General features: G+C 71.7%; 16 protein-coding genes. 7 read left to right on the plus strand and 9 right to left on the minus strand.

What is annotated here, in order from left to right:
- The first annotated feature begins 95 nt into the window (after positions 1–95).
- Positions 96–1,316 (plus strand): serine hydrolase domain-containing protein, encoded by a 1,221-nt coding sequence (locus J8403_RS18475; protein ID WP_246585894.1) that lies wholly within the window; start codon positions 96–98, stop codon positions 1,314–1,316.
- Between the two features lie 105 nt (positions 1,317–1,421).
- Here the strand turns inward: J8403_RS18475 and J8403_RS18480 are convergent, their stop codons facing one another.
- Complete coding sequence (locus J8403_RS18480) at positions 1,422–3,128, minus strand: glycerol-3-phosphate dehydrogenase/oxidase (RefSeq protein WP_211124177.1); 1,707 nt, start codon at positions 3,126–3,128, stop codon at positions 1,422–1,424.
- Positions 3,129–3,334: 206 nt separating this feature from the next.
- Between J8403_RS18480 and J8403_RS18485 the strand changes: the two genes are divergently transcribed.
- Positions 3,335–4,609 carry a nucleotide sugar dehydrogenase gene (locus tag J8403_RS18485; protein WP_211124178.1) on the plus strand — a complete coding sequence of 425 codons (1,275 nt, stop codon included), beginning with the start codon at positions 3,335–3,337 and terminating at the stop codon, positions 4,607–4,609.
- Between the two features lie 21 nt (positions 4,610–4,630).
- Here J8403_RS18485 and J8403_RS18490 read toward each other — a convergent pair whose 3' ends face one another.
- The gene (locus tag J8403_RS18490; protein WP_246585895.1) at positions 4,631–7,063 is read right to left on the minus strand and encodes a DUF6049 family protein; all 2,433 of its coding nucleotides are present in this window, start codon (positions 7,061–7,063) and stop codon (positions 4,631–4,633) included.
- 213 nt (positions 7,064–7,276) lie between these two features.
- Entirely contained in the window at positions 7,277–8,434 is a 1,158-nt protein-coding gene (locus J8403_RS18495; protein ID WP_211124179.1) for a rod shape-determining protein, read from the minus strand.
- An 89-nt stretch (positions 8,435–8,523) separates the two neighbouring features.
- Between J8403_RS18495 and J8403_RS18500 the strand changes: the two genes are divergently transcribed.
- Entirely contained in the window at positions 8,524–8,967 is a 444-nt protein-coding gene (locus tag J8403_RS18500; protein ID WP_211124180.1) for a hypothetical protein, read from the plus strand.
- Between the two features lie 210 nt (positions 8,968–9,177).
- A complete protein-coding gene (locus J8403_RS18505) occupies positions 9,178–9,855 on the plus strand; it encodes a hypothetical protein (protein WP_211124181.1) in 678 nt (225 codons plus the stop codon).
- A gap of 100 nt (positions 9,856–9,955) precedes the next feature.
- Here the strand turns inward: J8403_RS18505 and J8403_RS18510 are convergent, their stop codons facing one another.
- The 4 genes from J8403_RS18510 to J8403_RS18525 form a co-directional block, all read right to left on the minus strand.
- Positions 9,956–11,083, minus strand: a complete 1,128-nt coding sequence (locus J8403_RS18510) for a GuaB3 family IMP dehydrogenase-related protein (protein WP_211124182.1) — start codon at positions 11,081–11,083, stop codon at positions 9,956–9,958.
- Between the two features lie 84 nt (positions 11,084–11,167).
- Positions 11,168–12,670 carry an IMP dehydrogenase gene (gene guaB, locus J8403_RS18515; RefSeq protein ID WP_014054235.1) on the minus strand — a complete coding sequence of 501 codons (1,503 nt, stop codon included), beginning with the start codon at positions 12,668–12,670 and terminating at the stop codon, positions 11,168–11,170.
- 157 nt (positions 12,671–12,827) lie between these two features.
- Entirely contained in the window at positions 12,828–13,439 is a 612-nt protein-coding gene (locus J8403_RS18520; RefSeq protein WP_093463921.1) for a sigma-70 family RNA polymerase sigma factor, read from the minus strand.
- A gap of 290 nt (positions 13,440–13,729) precedes the next feature.
- On the minus strand, positions 13,730–14,341 hold the full coding sequence (locus J8403_RS18525) for a response regulator transcription factor (RefSeq protein WP_003948568.1): 612 nt from the start codon (positions 14,339–14,341) through the stop codon (positions 13,730–13,732).
- A gap of 408 nt (positions 14,342–14,749) precedes the next feature.
- Between J8403_RS18525 and J8403_RS18530 the strand changes: the two genes are divergently transcribed.
- On the plus strand, positions 14,750–15,064 hold the full coding sequence (locus J8403_RS18530; RefSeq protein ID WP_014054233.1) for a WhiB family transcriptional regulator: 315 nt from the start codon (positions 14,750–14,752) through the stop codon (positions 15,062–15,064).
- Between the two features lie 70 nt (positions 15,065–15,134).
- Here the strand turns inward: J8403_RS18530 and J8403_RS18535 are convergent, their stop codons facing one another.
- Positions 15,135–16,037: a LysR family transcriptional regulator gene (locus J8403_RS18535; protein WP_211124183.1), complete on the minus strand. Its 903-nt coding sequence runs from the start codon at positions 16,035–16,037 to the stop codon at positions 15,135–15,137.
- Positions 16,038–16,117: 80 nt separating this feature from the next.
- Here J8403_RS18535 and J8403_RS18540 point away from each other — a divergent pair, with 80 nt between their 5' ends.
- Both J8403_RS18540 and J8403_RS18545 read left to right on the plus strand, forming a co-directional pair.
- Complete coding sequence (locus J8403_RS18540; protein ID WP_211124184.1) at positions 16,118–16,786, plus strand: MOSC domain-containing protein; 669 nt, start codon at positions 16,118–16,120, stop codon at positions 16,784–16,786.
- Positions 16,787–16,858: 72 nt separating this feature from the next.
- Positions 16,859–17,632, plus strand: coding sequence for an SDR family NAD(P)-dependent oxidoreductase (locus J8403_RS18545; protein WP_211124185.1), 774 nt, complete (start codon positions 16,859–16,861; stop codon positions 17,630–17,632).
- Positions 17,633–17,791: 159 nt separating this feature from the next.
- Here the strand turns inward: J8403_RS18545 and groL are convergent, their stop codons facing one another.
- Positions 17,792–19,417, minus strand: a complete 1,626-nt coding sequence (groL, locus tag J8403_RS18550) for a chaperonin GroEL (protein WP_211124186.1) — start codon at positions 19,415–19,417, stop codon at positions 17,792–17,794.
- Positions 19,418–19,463 lie beyond the last annotated feature (46 nt).

A 19,463-nucleotide genomic window follows, 5' to 3' on the forward strand; every position in this document is an offset into this window, starting at 1 on the left:
GGCCGCCGCGGTACCTGCGACCATCTGGAGGTACGCAGGGAACGGAGGTCCGTGTCATGCCCATCTCCGCCATACGATGGCACAGGCGGAGCCGTATGCCGACCGCCGTGGCACTCACGGCCGCCCTCGGACTCGCCCTGTCCGGCTGCGGAACGGCGGCCACCGAGGCGGGCCGGGACGCCGGCCCGCGGGCGGGTGCGGGCGCGGGCGGCGGTCAGGACGGCGCCCTGCGCGGCGCCGTACGCCGGCTGGCGGCGCAGGGCGACGCGCCGGGGGCGGCGGTCCTCATCCGCCGGACGGGCGGGGGCACACGGTTCGTCGCGTCGGGGGTCGCGGACGTCCGCACCGGACGGCGGATCCACCGGAGTGACCACTTCCGGGCGGGCAGCCTCACCAAGACCGTCGTCGCGGCGATGGCCCTGCGGCTGGCCGCACAGGGGCGGTTCGGCCTGGACGACACGGTGGAGGAGCACCTTCCGGGGCTGGTGCGCGGCCATGGCAACGACGGCCGGAACATCACGATTCGTCAGCTTCTCAACCAGACCAGCGGGCTGTTCGACTACACCGAGGACCCGGTCCTGGCGCGTCAGCTCTCCGCCGCGGCCGACCGCATCCGCACCCCCGCCTCCCTGGTGCGCACCGCCCTCACCCACCGCCCGTACTTCGCGCCCGGGGCGGAATGGCACTATTCCAACACCAACTACGTCCTGCTGGGCATGGTCGTGCAGCGGGCCACCGGCCGCTCCTACGCGGACCAGGCCCGGCGCGAAGTGCTCGGCCCCCTGCGCCTGCACGCCACCTCCTTCCCCGGCACCCGCACCACCCTCCCGGCCCCGCACGGCCGCGCGTACACACGCGAAAGCGGGCCCCGGGACAGCGGAACCAGGGACAGCGGAACCAGGGACAGCGGGGCCCGGGGCGACGGTGCCCGACGCGATGTCACCGACCTCAACCCCTCCTACGCGGGGGCCGCGGGCGAGCTGGTCTCCACACTCGACGATCTGAGCCATCTCCTCTCCGGACTGCTGCGCGGCACGGTCGTGCCCCGGGCCGAGCTGCGGCAGATGCGGAACACCGCCGCCTCCGCCGGCCAGTACGGCATGGGCCTCTTCCCGGTGCGGCTGTCGTGCGGGGTGACGCTGTGGGGCCACAACGGCGAGATCACCGGCTCCTACGCGCTGGCCGTGGCCACCCCCGACGGCCGCCACACCCTCGCCTACCGGCTCAACAGCACGGCCGATCCCGGGCTGGCCGCCGAAACGTCTCTCCTCGAGACCGAGTTCTGCCCTCGCCGGCAGGACACCGATCGCGGGTAGAACACCGGCCCGGGGTAAAACGCCGATCGCCGGAAAAACACCAGCCCCGGTAAAACGCCGATCGCCGGTAAGACGCCCATCTCCCACAGCGGGATCACGCACCTCCTACAGCGGGATGATGTCCGGCGCGCCCAGCCTCGCCGCGTCCGCCGTCAGATCGTCCGGCTGACGCTGGGACTCGCGCTCGGCCTCCACCCGCTTCTCGTAGTGCTGGACCTCCCGGTCGGTCTGGTCCTCGCCCCAGCCCAGGACGGGTGCCATCAGCTCGGCCGCCTCGCGGGCGCAGCGCGTACCGCGGTCGAAGGTCTCGATAGAGATGCGGGTGCGGCGGGTGAGGACGTCGTCCAGATGGCGGGCCCCTTCGTGCGAGACGGCGTAGACGACCTCGGCGCGCAGATAGTCCTCCGCCCCGGCGAGCGGCTTCCCCAGCGACGGGTCGGCCGCGATCAGGTCCAGCACCTCCTGAGCCGCCGAGCCGTAGCGGTTGAGCAGATGCTCGATCCGCGCCGCATGCAGCCCGACCTGCCGGCCGATCCGCTCCCGGGCGTTCCACAGCGCCTTGTAGCCGACGGCGCCGACCAGCGGGATCTCCTCGGTGACGCAGGGTCCGACCCGGCGGTCGAGGCCGTGCACCGCCTCGTCCACGGCGTCCTTGGCCATCACCCGGTACGTGGTGTATTTGCCGCCCGCGACCACCACCAGGCCCGGCACCGGATGGGCCACCGTGTGCTCGCGCGAGAGCTTGCTGGTGGCGTCCGACTCCCCGGCCAGCAGCGGGCGCAGCCCGGCGTAGACGCCCTCCACGTCGTCGCGGGTCAGCGGCACCGCGAGGACCTCGTTGACATGCTCCAGCAGATAGTCGATATCGGCGCTGGAGGCGGCCGGATGGGCCTTGTCCAGGTCCCAGTCGGTGTCCGTGGTGCCGAGGATCCAGTGCCTGCCCCAGGGGATCACGAACAGCACGCTCTTCTCGGTGCGCAGGATCAGCCCGGTCGTGGAGTGGATGCGGTCCTTGGGGACGACCAGGTGGATGCCCTTGGAGGCCCGGACGTGGAACTGCCCGCGCTCCCCGATCAGCGCCTGTGTCTCATCCGTCCACACCCCGGTGGCGTTGACCACCTGCCGGGCGCGGACCTCGAACTCGCCCCCCTGCTCCAGGTCGTGCACCCGGGCGCCGACCACGCGCTCGCCCTCCCGCAGGAAGCCGACCACCCGCGCGCGGTTGGCCACCTGCGCGCCGTATTTCGCCGCCGTGCGCACGAGCGTGGCGACATAGCGCGCGTCGTCCATCTGGGCGTCGTAGTACTGCAGCGCCCCGACCAGCGCGTCCTTCTTGAGGCAGGGGGCGACCTGCAGCGCCCGCCGGCGGGACAGATGGCGGTGGGCGGGCAGTCCGCGGCCGTGCCCGGAGGAGATCGACATCGCGTCGTAGAGCGCGACGCCCGATCCCGCGTAGAGCCGCTCCCAGACCCGGTGCTGCAGCGGATACAGGAACGGCACCGGTTTGACCAGGTGCGGTGCGATCCGCTCCAGCAGCAGGCCGCGCTCCTTCAGTGCCTCGCGCACCAGTGCGAAGTCGAGCATCTCCAGATAGCGCAGTCCGCCGTGGATCAGCTTGCTGGACCGGCTGGAGGTCCCGGAGGCCCAGTCCCGCGCCTCGACCAGAGCGGTCTCCAGGCCGCGCGTGGCGGCGTCCAGCGCGGTGCCCGCGCCGACCACTCCGCCGCCCACGACCAGCACATCGAGCTCACGGTCCGCCATCCGGGCCAGCGCCTCGCCGCGCTCGGCCGGTCCCAGTGCCGGTGTCTTCACCGCTGCCTCCCGTTGCGATCGACGTCACGCCGCCCTGCCGATTTTCCTGGCTTTCGCTCCTCCGTGCCATGCCGCTGCCGCGTCCACCGCCACGACACCGCGCCAACACCTCCCATCAATACTGAATACGAGTCATATTTCCGCTTAGTCTGTCTGTGGGGGGTTTGCGCCATCCGACATCGTCCCGGGAAGGACGACACGACGTCATGCCCGCAGATCTCGCCGTCATCGGACTCGGTCATCTCGGTATTCCTCTCGCCCAGGCCGCCACCGCCGCCGGTGTCCGTACCGTCGGTTACGACCCCGATCCGCGCGCCGCCGCCGACCTCCGGTCCGGACGGCTGCCCTCCGGCTCGGGCGGCGAGGGCCGGCTGTCCGCCGCCGAGCTGCGCCGGATGGCCTCCCAGGGCTTCCGGATCACCGCCGACCCCGCCGAGCTCGGCCGCGTCCGCACCGCCGTGATCTGCGCACCGACCCCGCTCGGGGACGACCGCAGACTGGATCTGTCGGCGGTCGGCGAGGCGGCCCGTACGCTCGCGGCGCGGCTGCGTCCGCACACCACCGTTCTGCTGGAATCGACCGTGTACCCCGGCACCACCGAGGAATTCCTCCGTCCGCTTCTCGAGGAGGGATCCGGGCTGCGGGCCGGGCGCGATTTCCACCTCGCCTACTCCCCCTGCCGCCACGACCCGGGCAACCGCGCCCACGGCCCCGCCAACACCCCCAAGGTCATCGGCGGCCTCACCCCCGCCTGCACCGAGGCGGCCGCCGCCTTCTACGGCCGCTTCACCGAGAAGGTCGTCCGGGCCCGCGGCACCCGCGAGGCCGAGACCGTCAAGGTCCTGGAGACCAATTACCGGCACGTCAACATCGCCCTGGTCAACGAGATGGCGGTGTACTGCCATGACCTCGGCGTCGATGTCTGGGACGTGGTCCGCTGCGCGGAGACCAAGCCGTTCGGCTTCCAGTCCTTCCGCCCGGGCCCCGGCGTCGGCGGCCATGGCGTGCCGGTCGACCACGGCCATATGGCCGACCAGCAGCGCGGCCTCGGCCTGCCGCTGCGCATGGTGGAGCTCGCGCAGCAGGTCAACGGGCGGATGCCGGGCTATGTCACCCGACGCTGCACGGCCCTGCTCAACGAGTACGGGAAGTCGGCGCGCGGCGCGCACGTCCTGCTGCTGGGCGTCGGCTACAAGGCCGACGTCGCCGACGCGGAGGGCTCGCCCGCCCGGGAGATCGCCTCCCGGCTGATCGAGCTGGGCGCCCGGCTCAGCTACCACGACCCGTACGTGGCGCGGTGGCGGGTGCTCGGGCGCCAGGTGGAGCGCGCCGACTCGGTCTACGAGGCGGCGGCCGACGCCGACCTGACCGTCCTGCTGCAGCCCCACCGCACCTACGACCTGCAGGGGCTCGCGGTCAAGGCCCAGCTGCTGCTGGACACCCGGGGCGCGGGCCCCGCGGGGGCGGCGCACCGGCTCTGACCAGCCCCGACCCCCGTTTCGTCAACGCCGCCGCGCACGCCTCGCACGCCGCGGCCGGACCGCGGCCGCCAGCACGATCAGCGCCGTCCCGCCCAGCACGAAGATCACCGCGCCCGACGGCACCGACCGCACATCCGCCGTGAACGTCATCGGCGCGCCCCAGGGCAGTCCGTCGGCGGTGGTGTAGAGCTGGGCGGTCAGCCGGACCGGCCCGTTCGCGTACGCCTTCACCCGGATCCGCACCGTACGGCTCACCGCCCGTGACGCCCGGACCGGCATCGCGCGGTCCCGGGCGTTCAGCCGCTCGGGGCGGCTGGAGAGGACCCGCAGCTCCACCCCGGTGAGGTCCTGCTGCAGCCCGTTGTCGACGGTGACCGGGATGGTCGCCGAGCCCCCGGCCACCACCACCATCGACTTCGGCACCAGCCGCACCGACGCGATCGAGGCGGTCAGATAGCGGGACACCCCTTGCTGGTACGAGGCGGCGCCCGACGGGTCGGCGCGCCAGGCGGTCGCGACGGAGCGGGCCAGCGCGGCCCGGACGGACGCGGCGGTGGCCCGCGCGTCCGACAGCACCTTGGCCAGGGCGCGCATCCGCCGCCGGTCCCGGACCACCGCCGCGAGCCGGGCGGGCGGCAGCTCGGAGGCGTGCCGGGCCAGCGGATAGCCGTCGAAGCCCCGCAGCCGCCCCGCCGTGGGCTTGCGCAGCGCGGCCGTGAACCCGCCCGGCTCCAGCCATCCCGCCTTCCTGCCCTCGGCCACCACCGTCAGCAGCACCCGGGCGACCGCGAGCGACATCCGGCGCGGGGGCACCATCACCAGCTCGCGCCGGGCGTACGGCAGCTCCCGGGCGGCGGTCAGCGTCTCGGCCAGCAGCCGCTGCCGCAGCAGCAGCCGGGCGGGCTCACCGGCGGCACCCGCGGCCGGGTGGCTCGCGAAGAGCTGGGCGGCGATCGCCGCGTCGTAGCGCAGCGCGGTCGTCCCGCCCTCGAGCGAGACGGCTCCGTCGTCGGTGGCCCCTTCGGAGACCAGCTCGCCCTCGGAGGCCACCCCGGCGCCGGAGGCGAGCACCGTGTCCAGGCCGAGCTCCTTGGCGTACCGGGCGATCCCGTCGTCCAGCTCACCGCCCGCGGGCCAGCCCACCCCGGCGCGCGCGTGGACGCCCAGCGCCCGGTCCACCACGCTCCGGCCGGTGCGGGAGGCCCGGCGCAGCAGCCCGGCGAGCGGGGCGCCGCCACCGCGGGCGAGCGAGGCCAGATCCGGGTCCGCGTACGGCAGTGCGATCACCTCCCGGCCCCGGACCGCCGCACGGAGCGCGGCCAGCCAGTCCGCCGCCGCCTCGCCGCCCTCCCCTTCGGTGGCCTCCTGGGGATCGCTGTCGCCGGGCGTACGGGCCACCCGGTACCCGGCGGCCATGGCCCGCGCCTGGACGATCAGATCCGGATCGAGAACCCAGGTGACCGGCTGCCCCTTGCCCATCTCCACCAGCCGCCGCAACCGGCCGCCCGGCCCGAAGGCGGCGGTCAGCTCGTCGTCGCGGAAGACCGGCAGCACGCTGTCCTGGGTGCGCAGGGTCAGCGCCTCCATCCGCGGGGCGTCGAGGACCGGCCACAGCACGGTGGTGCGCAGCGGCTCCAGCCGCGTGGCGTCGGGGTACGCGGACAGATGGGTGCGGGTCAGCCCCAGCACGGTCCCGGCGCCGGCGCCGCCCTCGCGGACGACGTTCACGGTGAGCGCGTACGCCCCGGCGTCGTCCAGCTCCAGGTCGGGGACGGGCACGGTGAGCCGGAAGCCGCGCTCGGCGCCGGTCGGCAGCGCGGCGAGGCGGGCCGTACGGCCGGCCACCTCGGGGCCGTCGGCCCGGGTCAGCGGCGTGCGGCGGGCCACGGTGGAGAGCCCGCCGCGGGTGTCGATCGCGCCGGACGCGCCGATCCGCACCCCGATATGCGCGGGACCGAGACGCCGCCCGGAGGTATTGGTGACCCGCCCGCTGATCGTCAGGTCGCCACCTTGGCGGATCACCGCGGGGGTCAGCGAGGCCAGTTCGACGGATACGGGGTACTTACGCGACGGGCCCTGTGGCGTGGTGGAGCCGTACGCACGCGAGGGGCTCCGCGCTGCCGTGGCGCCGTACGAGCGCGATGGGCCCCGAGCTGTGGTGGAACCGTATGACCCCGACGGGCTCTGTGGCGTGGTGGAGCCGTACGCCCCCGAAAGGCTCTGAGCCGTCGTGGAGCCGTACGCCCGCGACGGACCCCGCGCCGCGGTGACGTCGTAGGTCCCGCGGCCGGGCGCCGGACCCGCGGCCCGGGCGGGCCCGGTGGGCGTCGCCGGTACGGAAGTGATCGCGACCAGGATCGTGGTGACGGTCGCGACGACCGCCCGCCCGTACGTCCCGCCGCGCCCCACGACCACCACCTCGACGCCCGCGTCTGCCGTCCGCCCGCGCCGCACGGGACCGACGCGGTGTCACCACCCCACCACGCCGGGGACGATGCCGCACGCTCAAGACCCCCGCCCCGGGGAGGGGCCTTGGGAGACCGCGGCCCTGGGGATCCTCGCGGGGCCGCCCCGGGGCGTCACATCGGTACGCGGCGGCCCCGAAGCAGCACACCCACCCGGCCCCGCCCCAGAGGCATCACCCTCACCCGGCCCGCCCCCGAGGCATCACACCCGCACCGTGTCCGGCCTGCGGGGGCGTGCGTCCATCGCGGTGCGCAGTGAGGCGAAGTCCTCCACACAGCGGCCGGTGCCGATGGCGACACAGTCCAGCGGGTCGTCGGCCACCAGCACCGGGATGTTCAGCTCGCGCCCCAGCCGTACGTCCAGACCGCGCAGCAGGGCACCGCCGCCGGTCAGCACGATGCCGCGGTCCATGATGTCGCCCGCCAGCTCGGGCGGGGTCTCGTCGAGCGTGGACCGCACCGCCGCGACGATGCTGTCCACCGGCTCGGAGAGGGCGTGCCGCACCTCGTCCGCGGTCAGTTCGAGCACCTTGGGCAGCCCGGTCGCCTGGTCGCGGCCGCGGATGGTGCAGCGGTCCGGCGGCAGCAGCGCCTGGGTGTCCTCGGGGTCCTCGCTCTGGCCCGGGATGAACACCTCGACATTCCGCTCGGGCCGCCGGACGGCCTCCGAGACCCGGGGCACGGGCAGCGACCCGGCGGGCGAGGCGGACCCGATGGACACCTTGATCTCCTCGGCGGTCCGCTCACCGATCGCCAGCGCGTACTGCTTCTTCACATAGGAAGTGATCGCCACGTCCATGGAGTCGCCCGCGGTACGCACCGACCGCGCGGTGACGATGCCGCCCAGCGAGACCACGGCGACCTCCGTCGTACCGCCGCCGATGTCGACGACCATGCAGCCGGTCGGCTCGCTCACCGGCAGCCCCGCCCCGATCGCCGCCGCGATGGGCTCCTCGACCAGATGCACCTGCCGCGCCCCGGCCTGGGTGGCGGCCTCCATCACCGCGCGCCGCTCAACGCCCGTGATCCCGGAGGGCACACAGACGACCACCCGGGGACGGGCCAGCCGGCGGCTGCCCATCACCTTCTTGATGAAGTACCGCAGCATGCGCTCGGCGATCTCGAAATCGGCGATCACGCCATCGCGCAGCGGTCGCACGGCGACGATGTTCGTCGGCGTCCGCCCCATGGTCTCCTTGGCCGCCGAACCCACCGACAGCACACTGCCGTCGACTGTGTTCACTGCCACAACCGACGGCTCATTGAGCACGATGCCCCTGCCCCGTACGTACACCAGTGTGTTGGCGGTGCCGAGGTCGATACCCATGTCACGCCCATTGAACGACTTGTTCTGCGCCATAAGTTGACATTATTGCTTATGCCGGATTCTGTCCCGGCACTGATGTCATTCGCACCACCGTACGGCCATGCCACTGCTACCTTGCGGTCATGATCACGTCCGGACCCTTCGCGGCTCAGGCCCCACGACCGGCCCGCGGTCTCGCGGCGGGCGTCGCGGCGGCGCTGCTCGGGGCGCTGGTCTTCGGCTTCATCCAGGGGAAAATCGGCCACCGCGGCCAGGAGGTCGGCTACTGGGCGCTGTGCATCGGACTGTTGACCGGCGCCGCGCTGGGCAAGCTGGGCGGCCGGGCCCCGCTGCTGGCGCTCATCGGCATACCGCTCGCGGTGGTCGGCGTCTCGCTGGCGCAACTGCTCGGCGTCGCGGTGCTGATGGGGGACGAGAGCTCCTGGCCCACCGCGGACGCCCTGATCGGCCACTTCGGCCTGGTCATCGACCACTGGCGCGATGACATCCTGGGGCGCAACGACATCACCTTCTACACGGTGGCCGGCGCGGAGAGTTACCTCGTCGCGAAGCGGATCAGCGAGTAGCGGCCGACGAAATCCGCATATGCCGGGTCAGCGTGTCTCCATCCGGTCCCAGCCATGTCACGGAGGCCAGACACGACTTGTCTGGTTGTCATGCCTGCCTGTTACTTTTATGGCTCGATAGTTTCCATCCGCGTTCCCGGCCCGCAGCCGCTCATCAACTCAGCTGTCCATGGAACGCGGTCTCAACACCTTCATCCCCGGGGGAATTTCATGAGCCAGAACTGGCAGCAGCCACAGCAGCCGGGTGGCTACCCACAGCAGCCCGGCGGTTACCCGCAGCAGCCCGCCCCGCCCCAGCAGGCCGGTGGCTACGGCACCCCGCAGCCGGGCTACGGCTACCCGCAGGCGCCCCAGCAGCCGCAGCAGCCGCAGTACGGCGGCGGTTTCCCGCCGCCCGCGCCGCCGGTCGGCCGTCCGGGCAACCCGATGCTGGCGGTGGGTGCCGCCCTCGTGGCCACGCTCGTCGGCGCGTTCCTCTACGCGTTCCTGCTGAGCGCGATGGCGGACACGGACAAGACCCCGCCGGAGGTCACGCAGTTCGCCTACGCCGGTGTGGTCGTCGGTGCGCTCATCGGTCTGGCGGTCGCCAAGCTGGGCGGCCGCAACACCGGGCTGTGGGTGGTCGGCGCGGTGCTGGCGCTGGCCGCGGTCTTCCTCGGGGAGCTCTACGGCTACGCGATGATCCTGCACGATGTGATGAGCAACTACGCCGACAAGATCGGTGGCGGCGCCAGCAGCCAGGTGCTCTCCTCGAACGAGATCTTCTTCGACCACTTCAGCGACCTGTGGAAGTCGTGGAAGGAAGACTCGGACGCGCTGACCTACATCTTCATGGCGCTCGCGCCGGTCGCCGCGGTCAGCACCGCGTACCGGATCAGCAACCGCTGACCCCACGCGCGACGCGCACACAGCGACACAGACGAGACAAGGGAAGGCCCCGACCGCGGCGCGGTCGGGGCCTTCCCTCGCGGAACGCTCGGCAGCGGGCTCAGCTCTTGTCGCGGGCCGACGGGGCGACCGTGACCTCGACCCGCTGGAACTCCTTCAGCTCCGAGTAGCCGGTCGTGGCCATGGCCCGGCGCAGCGCACCGAAGAAGTTCATCGAACCGTCGGGGGTGGAGGAGGGGCCGAGGAGGATCTCCTCGGTGGAGCCCACCGTGCCCAGGTTCATCCGCTTGCCGCGCGGCACCTCGTCGTGCACGGCCTCCATGCCCCAGTGGTGGCCGCGGCCCGGTGCGTCCGTGGCCCGCGCCAGCGGGGAGCCCATCATCACCGCGTCCGCGCCACAGGCGACGGCCTTCGGCAGATCGCCGCTCCAGCCGACGCCGCCATCGGCGATCACATGCACATAGCGACCACCGGACTCGTCCATGTAATCCCGGCGGGCGGCGGCGACATCGGCGACCGCCGTCGCCATCGGCACCTGGATGCCCAGCACATTGCGGGTGGTGTGCGCGGCGCCGCCGCCGAAGCCCACCAGCACACCGGCGGCACCGGTGCGCATCAGATGCAGCGCGGCCGTGTAGGTGGCACAGCCGCCCACGATCACCGGCACGTCCAGCTCATAGATGAACTGCTTCAGGTTGAGCGGCTCGGCGGCGCCGGAGACATGCTCGGCGGAGACCGTGGTCCCGCGGATCACGAAGATGTCGACGCCCGCGTCCACCACGGCCTTGGAGAACTGCGCCGTGCGCTGCGGGGACAGGGCGGCGGCGGTCACCACGCCCGCGTCCCGCACCTCCTTCAGGCGCTGGCCGATCAGCTCCTCCTTGATCGGCTCGGCGTAGATCTCCTGCATCCGGGTGGTCGCGGTGCGCTCGTCCAGCTCGGCGATCTCCGCGAGCAGCGGCTCCGGGTCCTCGTAACGGGTCCAGAGCCCTTCCAGGTTCAGCACCCCGAGGCCACCGAGCTCACCGATGCGGATCGCGGTGCGGGGCGAGACCACCGAGTCCATCGGCGCGGCCAGGAACGGCAGCTCGAAGCGGTAGGCATCGATCTGCCAGGCGATCGAGACCTCCTTGGGGTCCCGGGTGCGACGACTCGGCACAACGGCGATGTCGTCGAACGCGTACGCCCTGCGGCCGCGCTTGCCGCGCCCGATCTCGATCTCAGTCACGTGGGTGCCTTTCCCTGTTCACGAACAGCCGTCCCAGTATCCCTGCCCGGACCCGCGCAGGGTCGCCCGGGTGAACGGCGCGGGTCAACGGCCGGAGTAGTTCGGCGCCTCGGTGGTCATCTGGATGTCGTGCGGGTGGCTCTCCTTGAGGCCCGCCGAGGTGATCCGCACGAAGCGGCCCTTCTCCTTCAGCTCCGCCACATTGGCCGAGCCGACATAGCCCATCGACGCCCGCAGACCGCCCACCAGCTGGTGCGCGACCGAGGCCAGCGGACCACGGTAGGGCACCTGGCCCTCGATGCCCTCGGGGACCAGCTTGTCCTCGGAGAGCACGTTGTCCTGGAAGTAGCGGTCCTTGGAGAACGAGCGGGCCTGGCCGCGCGTCTGCATCGCGCCCAGCGACCCCATGCCCCGGTAGGACTTGAACTGCTTGCCGCTGATGAAGACCATCTCGCCCGGCGACTCCTCGCAGCCGGCCAGCAGGCTGCCCAGCATGACCGTGTCCGCACCGGCGGCGATCGCCTTGGCGATATCGCCCGAGTACTGCAGACCGCCGTCGCCGATCAGCGGCACCCCGGCCGCGTGGCAGGCCCGCGCGGCTTCGTAGATCGCCGTCACCTGCGGCACTCCGATGCCCGCGACCACGCGCGTGGTGCAGATGGAGCCCGGGCCGACGCCGACCTTCACACCATCCACCCCCGCGTCGATCAGCGCCTGGGCGCCGTCCCGGGTGGCGACATTGCCGCCGACCACATCGACCGAGATATTGGACTTGACCTTGGCGATCATGTCGAGGATGCCCCGGCTGTGGCCGTGCGCGCTGTCCACGACCAGGAAGTCGGCGCCGGCCTCGACCAGCGCCTGGGCCCGCTCGTACGCCTCGTCGCCGACGCCGACGGCGGCACCCACGACCAGCCGGCCGCCCGCGTCCTTCGCCGCGTGGGGGTACTTCTCGGCCTTCACGAAGTCCTTGACCGTGATCAGGCCCTTGAGCACGCCCGCGTCGTCGACCAGCGGCAGCTTCTCGATCTTGTGGCGGCGCAGCAGCTGCATCGCGTCCTCGCCGGAGATCCCCACCTTGCCGGTGACCAGCGGCATCGGGGTCATGACCTCGCGGACCTGGCGGCCCCGGTCGACCTCGAAGGCCATGTCACGGTTGGTGACGATGCCGAGCAGCTTGCCCACCGCGTCCGTGACCGGCACACCGCTGATGCGGAACTTCGCGCACAGCGCGTCCGCCTCGTGCAGCGTGGCGTCCGGCCGGACCGTGATCGGGTCGGTGACCATGCCGGACTCGGAACGCTTGACGAGGTCGACCTGGTTGGCCTGGTCCTCGATGGACAGATTGCGGTGGAGCACGCCCACCCCGCCCTGCCGGGCCATGGCGATGGCCATCCGGGACTCGGTGACCTTGTCCATGGCGGCGGACAGCAGCGGCACATTCACCCGGACGTTCCGAGAGACCCTGGACGAGGTGTCGACCGCGTTCGGCAGCACCTCGGAGGCGCCCGGCAGCAGCAGCACGTCGTCGTACGTCAGCCCGAGCATGGCGAACTTCTCAGGCACTCCGTCGACGTTGTCAGTCATGACACCCTTCCAAATGGTCTTGCCCCAGCGCGGACTCCCATGCTAACGGGCTCCCCGAGTGCCTCATTCCGCCCTGTGGAAAACTTCTCAGTGAGCTGCTGAATACGGAAGGCACAACGAGGTAACGAGCGCGACCAGCGACTGGTCGGCCCTCGGCTCACTGCTCGGCGAGCGCGCGCAGCCTGCTCAGGGCGCGGTGCTGGGCGACCCGCACCGCTCCGGGCGACATGCCGAGCATCTGCCCGGTCTCCTCCGCCGTCAGCCCGACCGCGACCCTCAGCAGCACCAGCTCGCGCTGGTTCTCCGGAAGGTTGGCCAGGAGCTTCTTGGCCCATTCCGCGTCACTGCTGAGCAGCGCCCGCTCCTCGGGGCCCAGCGAATCGTCCGGCTGCTCCGGCATCTCGTCCGAGGGGACGGCCGTGGAGCCCGGGTGGCGCATGGCGGCCCGCTGCAGATCGGCGACCTTGTGGGAGGCGATGGCCACGACGAACGCCTCGAAGGGCTTTCCGGTGTCGCGGTAGCGCGGCAGCGCGCACAGCACCGCGAGACAGACCTCCTGCGCCAGGTCGTCCACGAAGTGGCGGGCATCACCCGGAAGTCGGGACAGCCTCGTGCGGCAGTACCGCAGGGCCAGCGGATGGACCAGGGCCAGCAGGTCATGCGTGGCCTGCTCGTCCCCTTCGGCGGCGCGCCCGACGAGGGCGCCGATCGGCCCCGTGCCCCCGGGAGCGCCCTTGGCGGCTCCTGGGTTCTCGTCGTCGCGCGGCATCCATCCATGGTGCCTCGGGCCCGGTGGCTCCGTGGCACCGCGTCCGTAGTTGTGCGCTGAAGCGTTATGAGCAGGTGCGCCGGCTGTCGTCACGTCCTGCGCTCTCCCCTCACGCCCGACCGACTCGTCCCCGAGGAACTCCACACCTTCAAGGATGCGGCATAGCGCGGGGAACTGGTACAGGCCACCGCGACGGGGCCCGCCGCGCACGCTCTCGCCCCGCCCGCCACCCGGCGGGCGGGGACCGTAGCGCCCCCGCTGCGCAGCACGTCAGAACGGTCGTGGCCGGGTCAGCGGACCAGACCCCAGCGGAACCCGAGGGCCACCGCATGGGCCCGGTCGGACGCGCCGAGCTTCTTGAAGAGCCGGCGTGCGTGCGTCTTGACCGTGTCCTCGGACAGGAACAGCTCACGGCCGATCTCCGCATTGGAGCGGCCGTGGCTCATGCCCTCGAGCACCTGGATCTCGCGCGCGGTGAGGGTGGGCGCGGCGCCCATCTCGGCCGAGCGCAGCCGGCGCGGGGCCAGCCGCCAGGTGGGGTCGGCGAGCGCCTGTGTCACGGTGGCGCGCAGCTCGGCGCGCGAGGCGTCCTTGTGCAGATAGCCACGGGCGCCGGCGGCCACGGCCAGCGCGACGCCGTCGAGGTCCTCGGCGACCGTGAGCATGATGATCCGGGCGCCCGGGTCGGCGGAGAGCAGCCGCCGCACGGTCTCGACACCGCCGAGACCGGGCATCCGTACGTCCATCAGAATCAGATCCGAGCGGTCGGCACCCCAGCGGCGGAGGACTTCCTCGCCGTTGGCCGCCGTCGTCACACGCTCGACGCCGGGCACGGTCGCCACCGCACGGCGCAGCGCCTCTCGGGCAAGCGGGGAGTCGTCGCAGACGAGGACGGATGTCATGGCCGTCCTCCGCAGCTGATGCGCGTCACCTTGAGCCTCCAGGCTGGTACATATCGTCACCTGAGCGATTGACAGCCCCGGATATCTGTCCGAGAGCTTTACCCATCAACCGCCTCCGCACTCTCAACGACGGTCACCCGAAAGAGTTACGGGGTTCGGCGGCCACCTTCGACACTCTACGTGAGGGCGCGGACACGGAGCAGCTTCGTCGCACAGGTCGCGCCCTTCGCGTCTCCCCCATAGGGCAGCCCCCGAGGCAGTCCCTTCGGTGGCATTTGGCGACCTTGCTTCCAATTTGCCGGTCTGTGTGGCTAGATTCGCAATGAGTCATATTTACATCTACTTACACCGTAGGTGTACGACCCAGGACGCAGCGTCCGCAGCCGATCGCATCGAGGAGATAAGGCAATGGCAGATTTCTCCCGTCTTCCCGGCCCGAATGCCGACCTGTGGGACTGGCAGCTCCTGGCCGCGTGTCGCGGGGTCGACAGCTCGCTCTTCTTCCACCCGGAGGGGGAGCGCGGCGCTGCCCGCAGCGCACGCGAGATGTCGGCGAAAGAGGTGTGCATGCGCTGCCCGGTACGAGCCCAGTGCGCCGCGCACGCCCTCGCCGTGCGCGAGCCTTACGGAGTGTGGGGTGGACTGACCGAGGACGAACGCGAGGAGCTCATGGGGCGGGCACGCCACCGCGCGGTCGCCGGCACCGGGGCCCCCGGATCCTGATCGGAGCCCGGCCACAGCCAATCGAAGAAACGTTCCTTCTGCGCCCACCACATGCGCTGGGACGCAACGCTCACCTGCGGGCCGCCTGCTCCAGCCGGTCCAGCGTCGCCGCCACCGCCGGGACGCGGGCGAGGTCGGGCAGCGTCAGCGCCACCACCTCCCGGCGCACCGCCGGTTCCACCTCCAGCGTCGTGGCCCCCTTGGCCCGTACGGACTCCAGCGCCAGCTCGGGCAGCACCGCGACCCCCAGCCCGGCTCCGACCAGGCCGATGACGGTCGGATAGTCGTCCGTGGCGAAGTCGATCCGCGGGGTGAACCCCTCGGACTCGCACACCTCCACCAGATGCCCCCGGCAGCGCGGGCAGCCCGCGATCCACGGCTCCCCGGCCAGCTCGGCGATCCCCACCGCCCCGGCGCCCGCGAGCTTGTGCCCCTCCGGCACCACGCCCACCAGCCGGTCGTTCAACAGCGGCCGCAGGACCAGGTCGTCCCACTCACCCGAAGCCTCCTCGCCCATCTGCGGATAGCGGAAGGCCAGCGCGACCTCGCAGTCGCCCGAGCGCAGCATCTCCACCGAGCCCGGCGGCTCGGCCTCCACGAGCGAGACCCGCGTCCCCGGATGCGCCGCGCGCAGCTCGGCGAGCGCCATGGGCACCAGGGTCGAGCTGCCGCTGGGGAAGGACACCAGCCGCACCCGGCCCGCCCGCAGCCCGGCGATCGCCGCGACCTCCTCCTCGGCGGCGGTCAGCCCGGCCAGGATCCCGGTGGCATGCCGCACCAGCGCCCGGCCCGCCTCGGTCAGCCGCATCTCCCGCCCGCTGCGGATCAGCAACGGGGTGCCCGCGGCGCCCTCCAGGGCCTTCATCTGCTGGCTGACGGCGGGCTGGGTGCAGCCCAGTTCCCGGGCGGCGGCGGAGAAGGAGCCGGTGGCGGCCACCGCGCGCAGCACCCTGAGATGGCGGGCCTCGATCATGCCTCCGAGCATAAGCGACCCTTGGGGATCGGCCGGGATATTACGTCGCCGCTTTGACGGCGCTGCCTTACGGTGCGGTCATGCTGCATACGCCATCCGTTCTCACGGTGAACCTGGGCCGCGCGACGCCGACCGACTACTCCGACTGTCCGACCGGCACCGGTATCGACAAGCGTCCCGTCGAGCGCCCGGTACGGGTCGCGGCCCCGGGGCCGAAGGGCCAGGGCGGCAGCGGTCTGGCCGGTGACACGGTCTGCGACACCCGCCACCACGGCGGCAACGACCAGGCGGTCTACGCCTACGCCCGGGAGGACCTCGACGTCTGGGAACAGGAGCTGGGCCGCGAGCTGTCCAACGGCGTCTTCGGCGAGAACCTCACCACCAGCGGCCTCGACGTCAACGGCGCCCTCATCGGCGAGCGCTGGCGGGTGGGGAACGAACTGCTGCTGGAGGTGACCTCACCGCGCATCCCCTGCCGTACGTTCGCGGGGTGGCTGGGCGAGCGGGGATGGCTCAAGCGGTTCACCCAGGCCGCCGTCCCCGGGGCGTATCTGCGGGTGCTCGAACCCGGCGAGATCCGCTCGGGCGACGCGGTCGAGATCGTGCACCGGCCCGACCACGAGGTGACGGTCGCCTTCCTCTTCCGCGCCGAGACCACGGAGCGGGAGCTGCTGCCGAGGGTGCTGGCGGCGGGCGACGCCCTGCATCCGGAACCGCGGGCGGCCGCCCTCAAGTACCGGCCCAGCTGACGGAAGTGTTCATTCCGGCGCAGATCGCTCGCGGTCCGCGCCGGTGCCTGCCGTGGCCGATAACGTGCGCGTATGACGACTGCATTGATTACCGGAACCACCGCGGGCATCGGGGCCGCCTTCGCGGGCCGGCTCGCCGCCGACGGGCACAATCTGGTGCTCGTCGCACGCGACGAGAAGCGGCTGCGGGAGCAGGCGGCGGATCTGCACGACCGGCACGGCGTGGAGGCCGACGTGCTGGTGGCGGACCTGTCCGAGGATGACGGAATCGCTGCGGTCGAGACCCGCCTCAGGGACCGCACCCACCCGGTCGACCTGCTCGTCAACAACGCCGGTTTCGGCAACCGCGACCGCTATCTGGAGGTGCCGATCACCGATGAGCTGCGGATGCTGAAGCTGCACTGCGAAGCGGTGCTGCGACTGACCAGCGCGGGCGCCGAAACGATGCGCAGCCGCGGCCGCGGCGGGGTGATCAACGTGGCCTCGATCGCGGCCTTCTTCCCGCGCGGAACGTACGGGGCGAGCAAGGCGTGGGTCGTGCAGTTCACCCAGGGCGCGGCGAAGGACCTGGCGGGCGCGGGCGTACGGCTGATGGCGCTGTGCCCGGGGTTCGTCCGTACGGAGTTCCACGCCCGGGCGGGAATCAAGCGGGAGAGCGTGCCGAGCTGGATGTGGCTGGATGCGGATCGGCTGGTCACGGCGGCGCTGAAGGATTTCGCGCGGGGGAAGTCGCTGTCCATTCCGGATCCGCGGTACAAGGCGATGACGGGGCTGGCGAAGCTGGCTCCGCGGTCGGCCCTCTCCACGCTTTCCTCCAGGGTCGGCCGGCCTCCGGCGAAGGCGTAGCCCTCCCGAAGCCAGGGGGCTCCGCCCCCTGGACCCCCGGCGGGGGTCCGCCCCGGACCCCGCTCCTCAAACGCCGGAGGGGCTGGATTTACGAAGGCGCGGCCGCCCCGAGGGCGGCCGCGCCTTCGCACAGCACAGGCAAGCTGCGTGGAGAAAACCTCAGTGCGCGTGACCGTGCCCGTGGCCCGCGGCCTCGGCCTCTTCCTCGGCCGGCTTCTCGACCACCAGCGTCTCGGTGGTGAGCAGCAGCGAGGCGATCGACGCAGCGTTCTCCAGCGCGGAGCGGGTGACCTTGACCGGGTCGATGACGCCGGCCTTCACCAGGTCGCCGTACTCCTCGGTGGCCGCGTTGTAGCCGTGGCCCTTCTCGAGCTCGGCGACCTTCGAGGTGATGACGTAGCCCTCGAGACCGGCGTTCTCGGCGATCCAGCGCAGCGGCTCGACCGCGGCGCGGCGGACGACCGCGACACCGGTGGCCTCGTCGCCCTCCAGGCCCAGGCTGTTCTCCAGCACCTTCGCGGCGTGGACCAGCGCGGAGCCACCACCGGAGACGATGCCCTCCTCGACCGCGGCGCGGGTCGCGGAGATGGCGTCCTCCAGGCGGTGCTTCTTCTCCTTGAGCTCGACCTCGGTGGCCGCGCCCACGCGGATCACGCACACGCCGCCGGCCAGCTTCGCGAGCCGCTCCTGCAGCTTCTCGCGGTCCCAGTCGGAGTCCGTGGCCTCGATCTCGGCCTTGATCTGGTTGATGCGGCCGGCGACCTCGTCCGCCTTGCCGCCACCGTCGACGATCGTGGTGTCGTCCTTGGTGACGGTCACGCGGCGGGCGGTGCCCAGCACGTCCAGACCGACCTGGTCCAGCTTGAGGCCGACCTCTTCGGCGATGACGGTGCCGCCCGTGAGGGTGGCGATGTCGCCGAGCATGGCCTTACGGCGGTCACCGAAGCCCGGGGCCTTCACCGCGACGGCGTTGAAGGTGCCGCGGATCTTGTTGACGACGAGGGTCGAGAGGGCCTCGCCCTCCACGTCCTCGGCGATGATCAGCAGCGGCTTGCTGGCGTTGGCCTGGATGATCTTCTCCAGGAGCGGCAGCAGGTCCTGGATCGAGGCGATCTTGCCCTGGTGGATCAGGATGTACGGGTCCTCGAGGACGGCCTCCATCCGCTCCTGGTCGGTGACCATGTACGGCGAGAGGTAGCCCTTGTCGAAGGCCATGCCCTCGGTGAAGTCGAGCTCCAGACCGAAGGTGTTGGACTCCTCGACGGTGATAACACCGTCCTTGCCGACCTTGTCCATCGCCTCGGCGATCAGCTCGCCGACCTGCTTGTCCTGCGCGGACAGCGCGGCCACGGCGGCGATGTCGGACTTCTCGTCGATCGGGCGGGCGGTGGCCAGCAGGTCGTCCGAGACGGCCTTGACCGCCGCGTCGATGCCCTTCTTGAGGGCGGCCGGGGAGGCGCCGGCGGCCACGTTCTTCAGGCCCTCGCGGACCAGGGCCTGGGCCAGCACGGTCGCGGTGGTGGTGCCGTCACCCGCGATGTCGTTGGTCTTGGTCGCCACCTCCTTGACGAGCTGGGCGCCCAGGTTCTCGTACGGGTCCTCGACCTCGACCTCGCGGGCGATCGTGACACCGTCGTTGGTGATGGTCGGAGCACCGAACTTCTTGTCGATGACGACGTTGCGGCCACGGGGGCCGATCGTCACCTTGACGGTGTCCGCAAGCTTGTTGACGCCGCGCTCGAGGGCGCGACGGGCGTCCTCGTCGAACTTCAGGATCTTCGCCATGAGTTCCGTATGTCCTCTCAAACGAACCGCGCCCCGACCCCGGTTT

The sequence above is a fragment of the Streptomyces yatensis genome, from assembly GCF_018069625.1.
Taxonomy (GTDB): Bacteria; Actinomycetota; Actinomycetes; order Streptomycetales; family Streptomycetaceae; genus Streptomyces; species Streptomyces yatensis.

Coding starts and splice junctions, on each gene's coding strand:
- J8403_RS18520 (WP_093463921.1), bottom strand. CDS start 13,439: ATGCCGCGCGACGACGAGAACCCAGGAGCCGCCAAGGGCGCTCCCGGG.
- guaB (WP_014054235.1), bottom strand. CDS start 12,670: ATGACTGACAACGTCGACGGAGTGCCTGAGAAGTTCGCCATGCTCGGG.
- J8403_RS18505 (WP_211124181.1), top strand. CDS start 9,178: ATGAGCCAGAACTGGCAGCAGCCACAGCAGCCGGGTGGCTACCCACAG.
- J8403_RS18495 (WP_211124179.1), bottom strand. CDS start 8,434: ATGGCGCAGAACAAGTCGTTCAATGGGCGTGACATGGGTATCGACCTC.
- groL (WP_211124186.1), bottom strand. CDS start 19,417: ATGGCGAAGATCCTGAAGTTCGACGAGGACGCCCGTCGCGCCCTCGAG.
- J8403_RS18500 (WP_211124180.1), top strand. CDS start 8,524: ATGATCACGTCCGGACCCTTCGCGGCTCAGGCCCCACGACCGGCCCGC.
- J8403_RS18535 (WP_211124183.1), bottom strand. CDS start 16,037: ATGATCGAGGCCCGCCATCTCAGGGTGCTGCGCGCGGTGGCCGCCACC.
- J8403_RS18485 (WP_211124178.1), top strand. CDS start 3,335: ATGCCCGCAGATCTCGCCGTCATCGGACTCGGTCATCTCGGTATTCCT.
- J8403_RS18530 (WP_014054233.1), top strand. CDS start 14,750: ATGGCAGATTTCTCCCGTCTTCCCGGCCCGAATGCCGACCTGTGGGAC.
- J8403_RS18475 (WP_246585894.1), top strand. CDS start 96: ATGCCGACCGCCGTGGCACTCACGGCCGCCCTCGGACTCGCCCTGTCC.
- J8403_RS18545 (WP_211124185.1), top strand. CDS start 16,859: ATGACGACTGCATTGATTACCGGAACCACCGCGGGCATCGGGGCCGCC.
- J8403_RS18540 (WP_211124184.1), top strand. CDS start 16,118: ATGCTGCATACGCCATCCGTTCTCACGGTGAACCTGGGCCGCGCGACG.
- J8403_RS18525 (WP_003948568.1), bottom strand. CDS start 14,341: ATGACATCCGTCCTCGTCTGCGACGACTCCCCGCTTGCCCGAGAGGCG.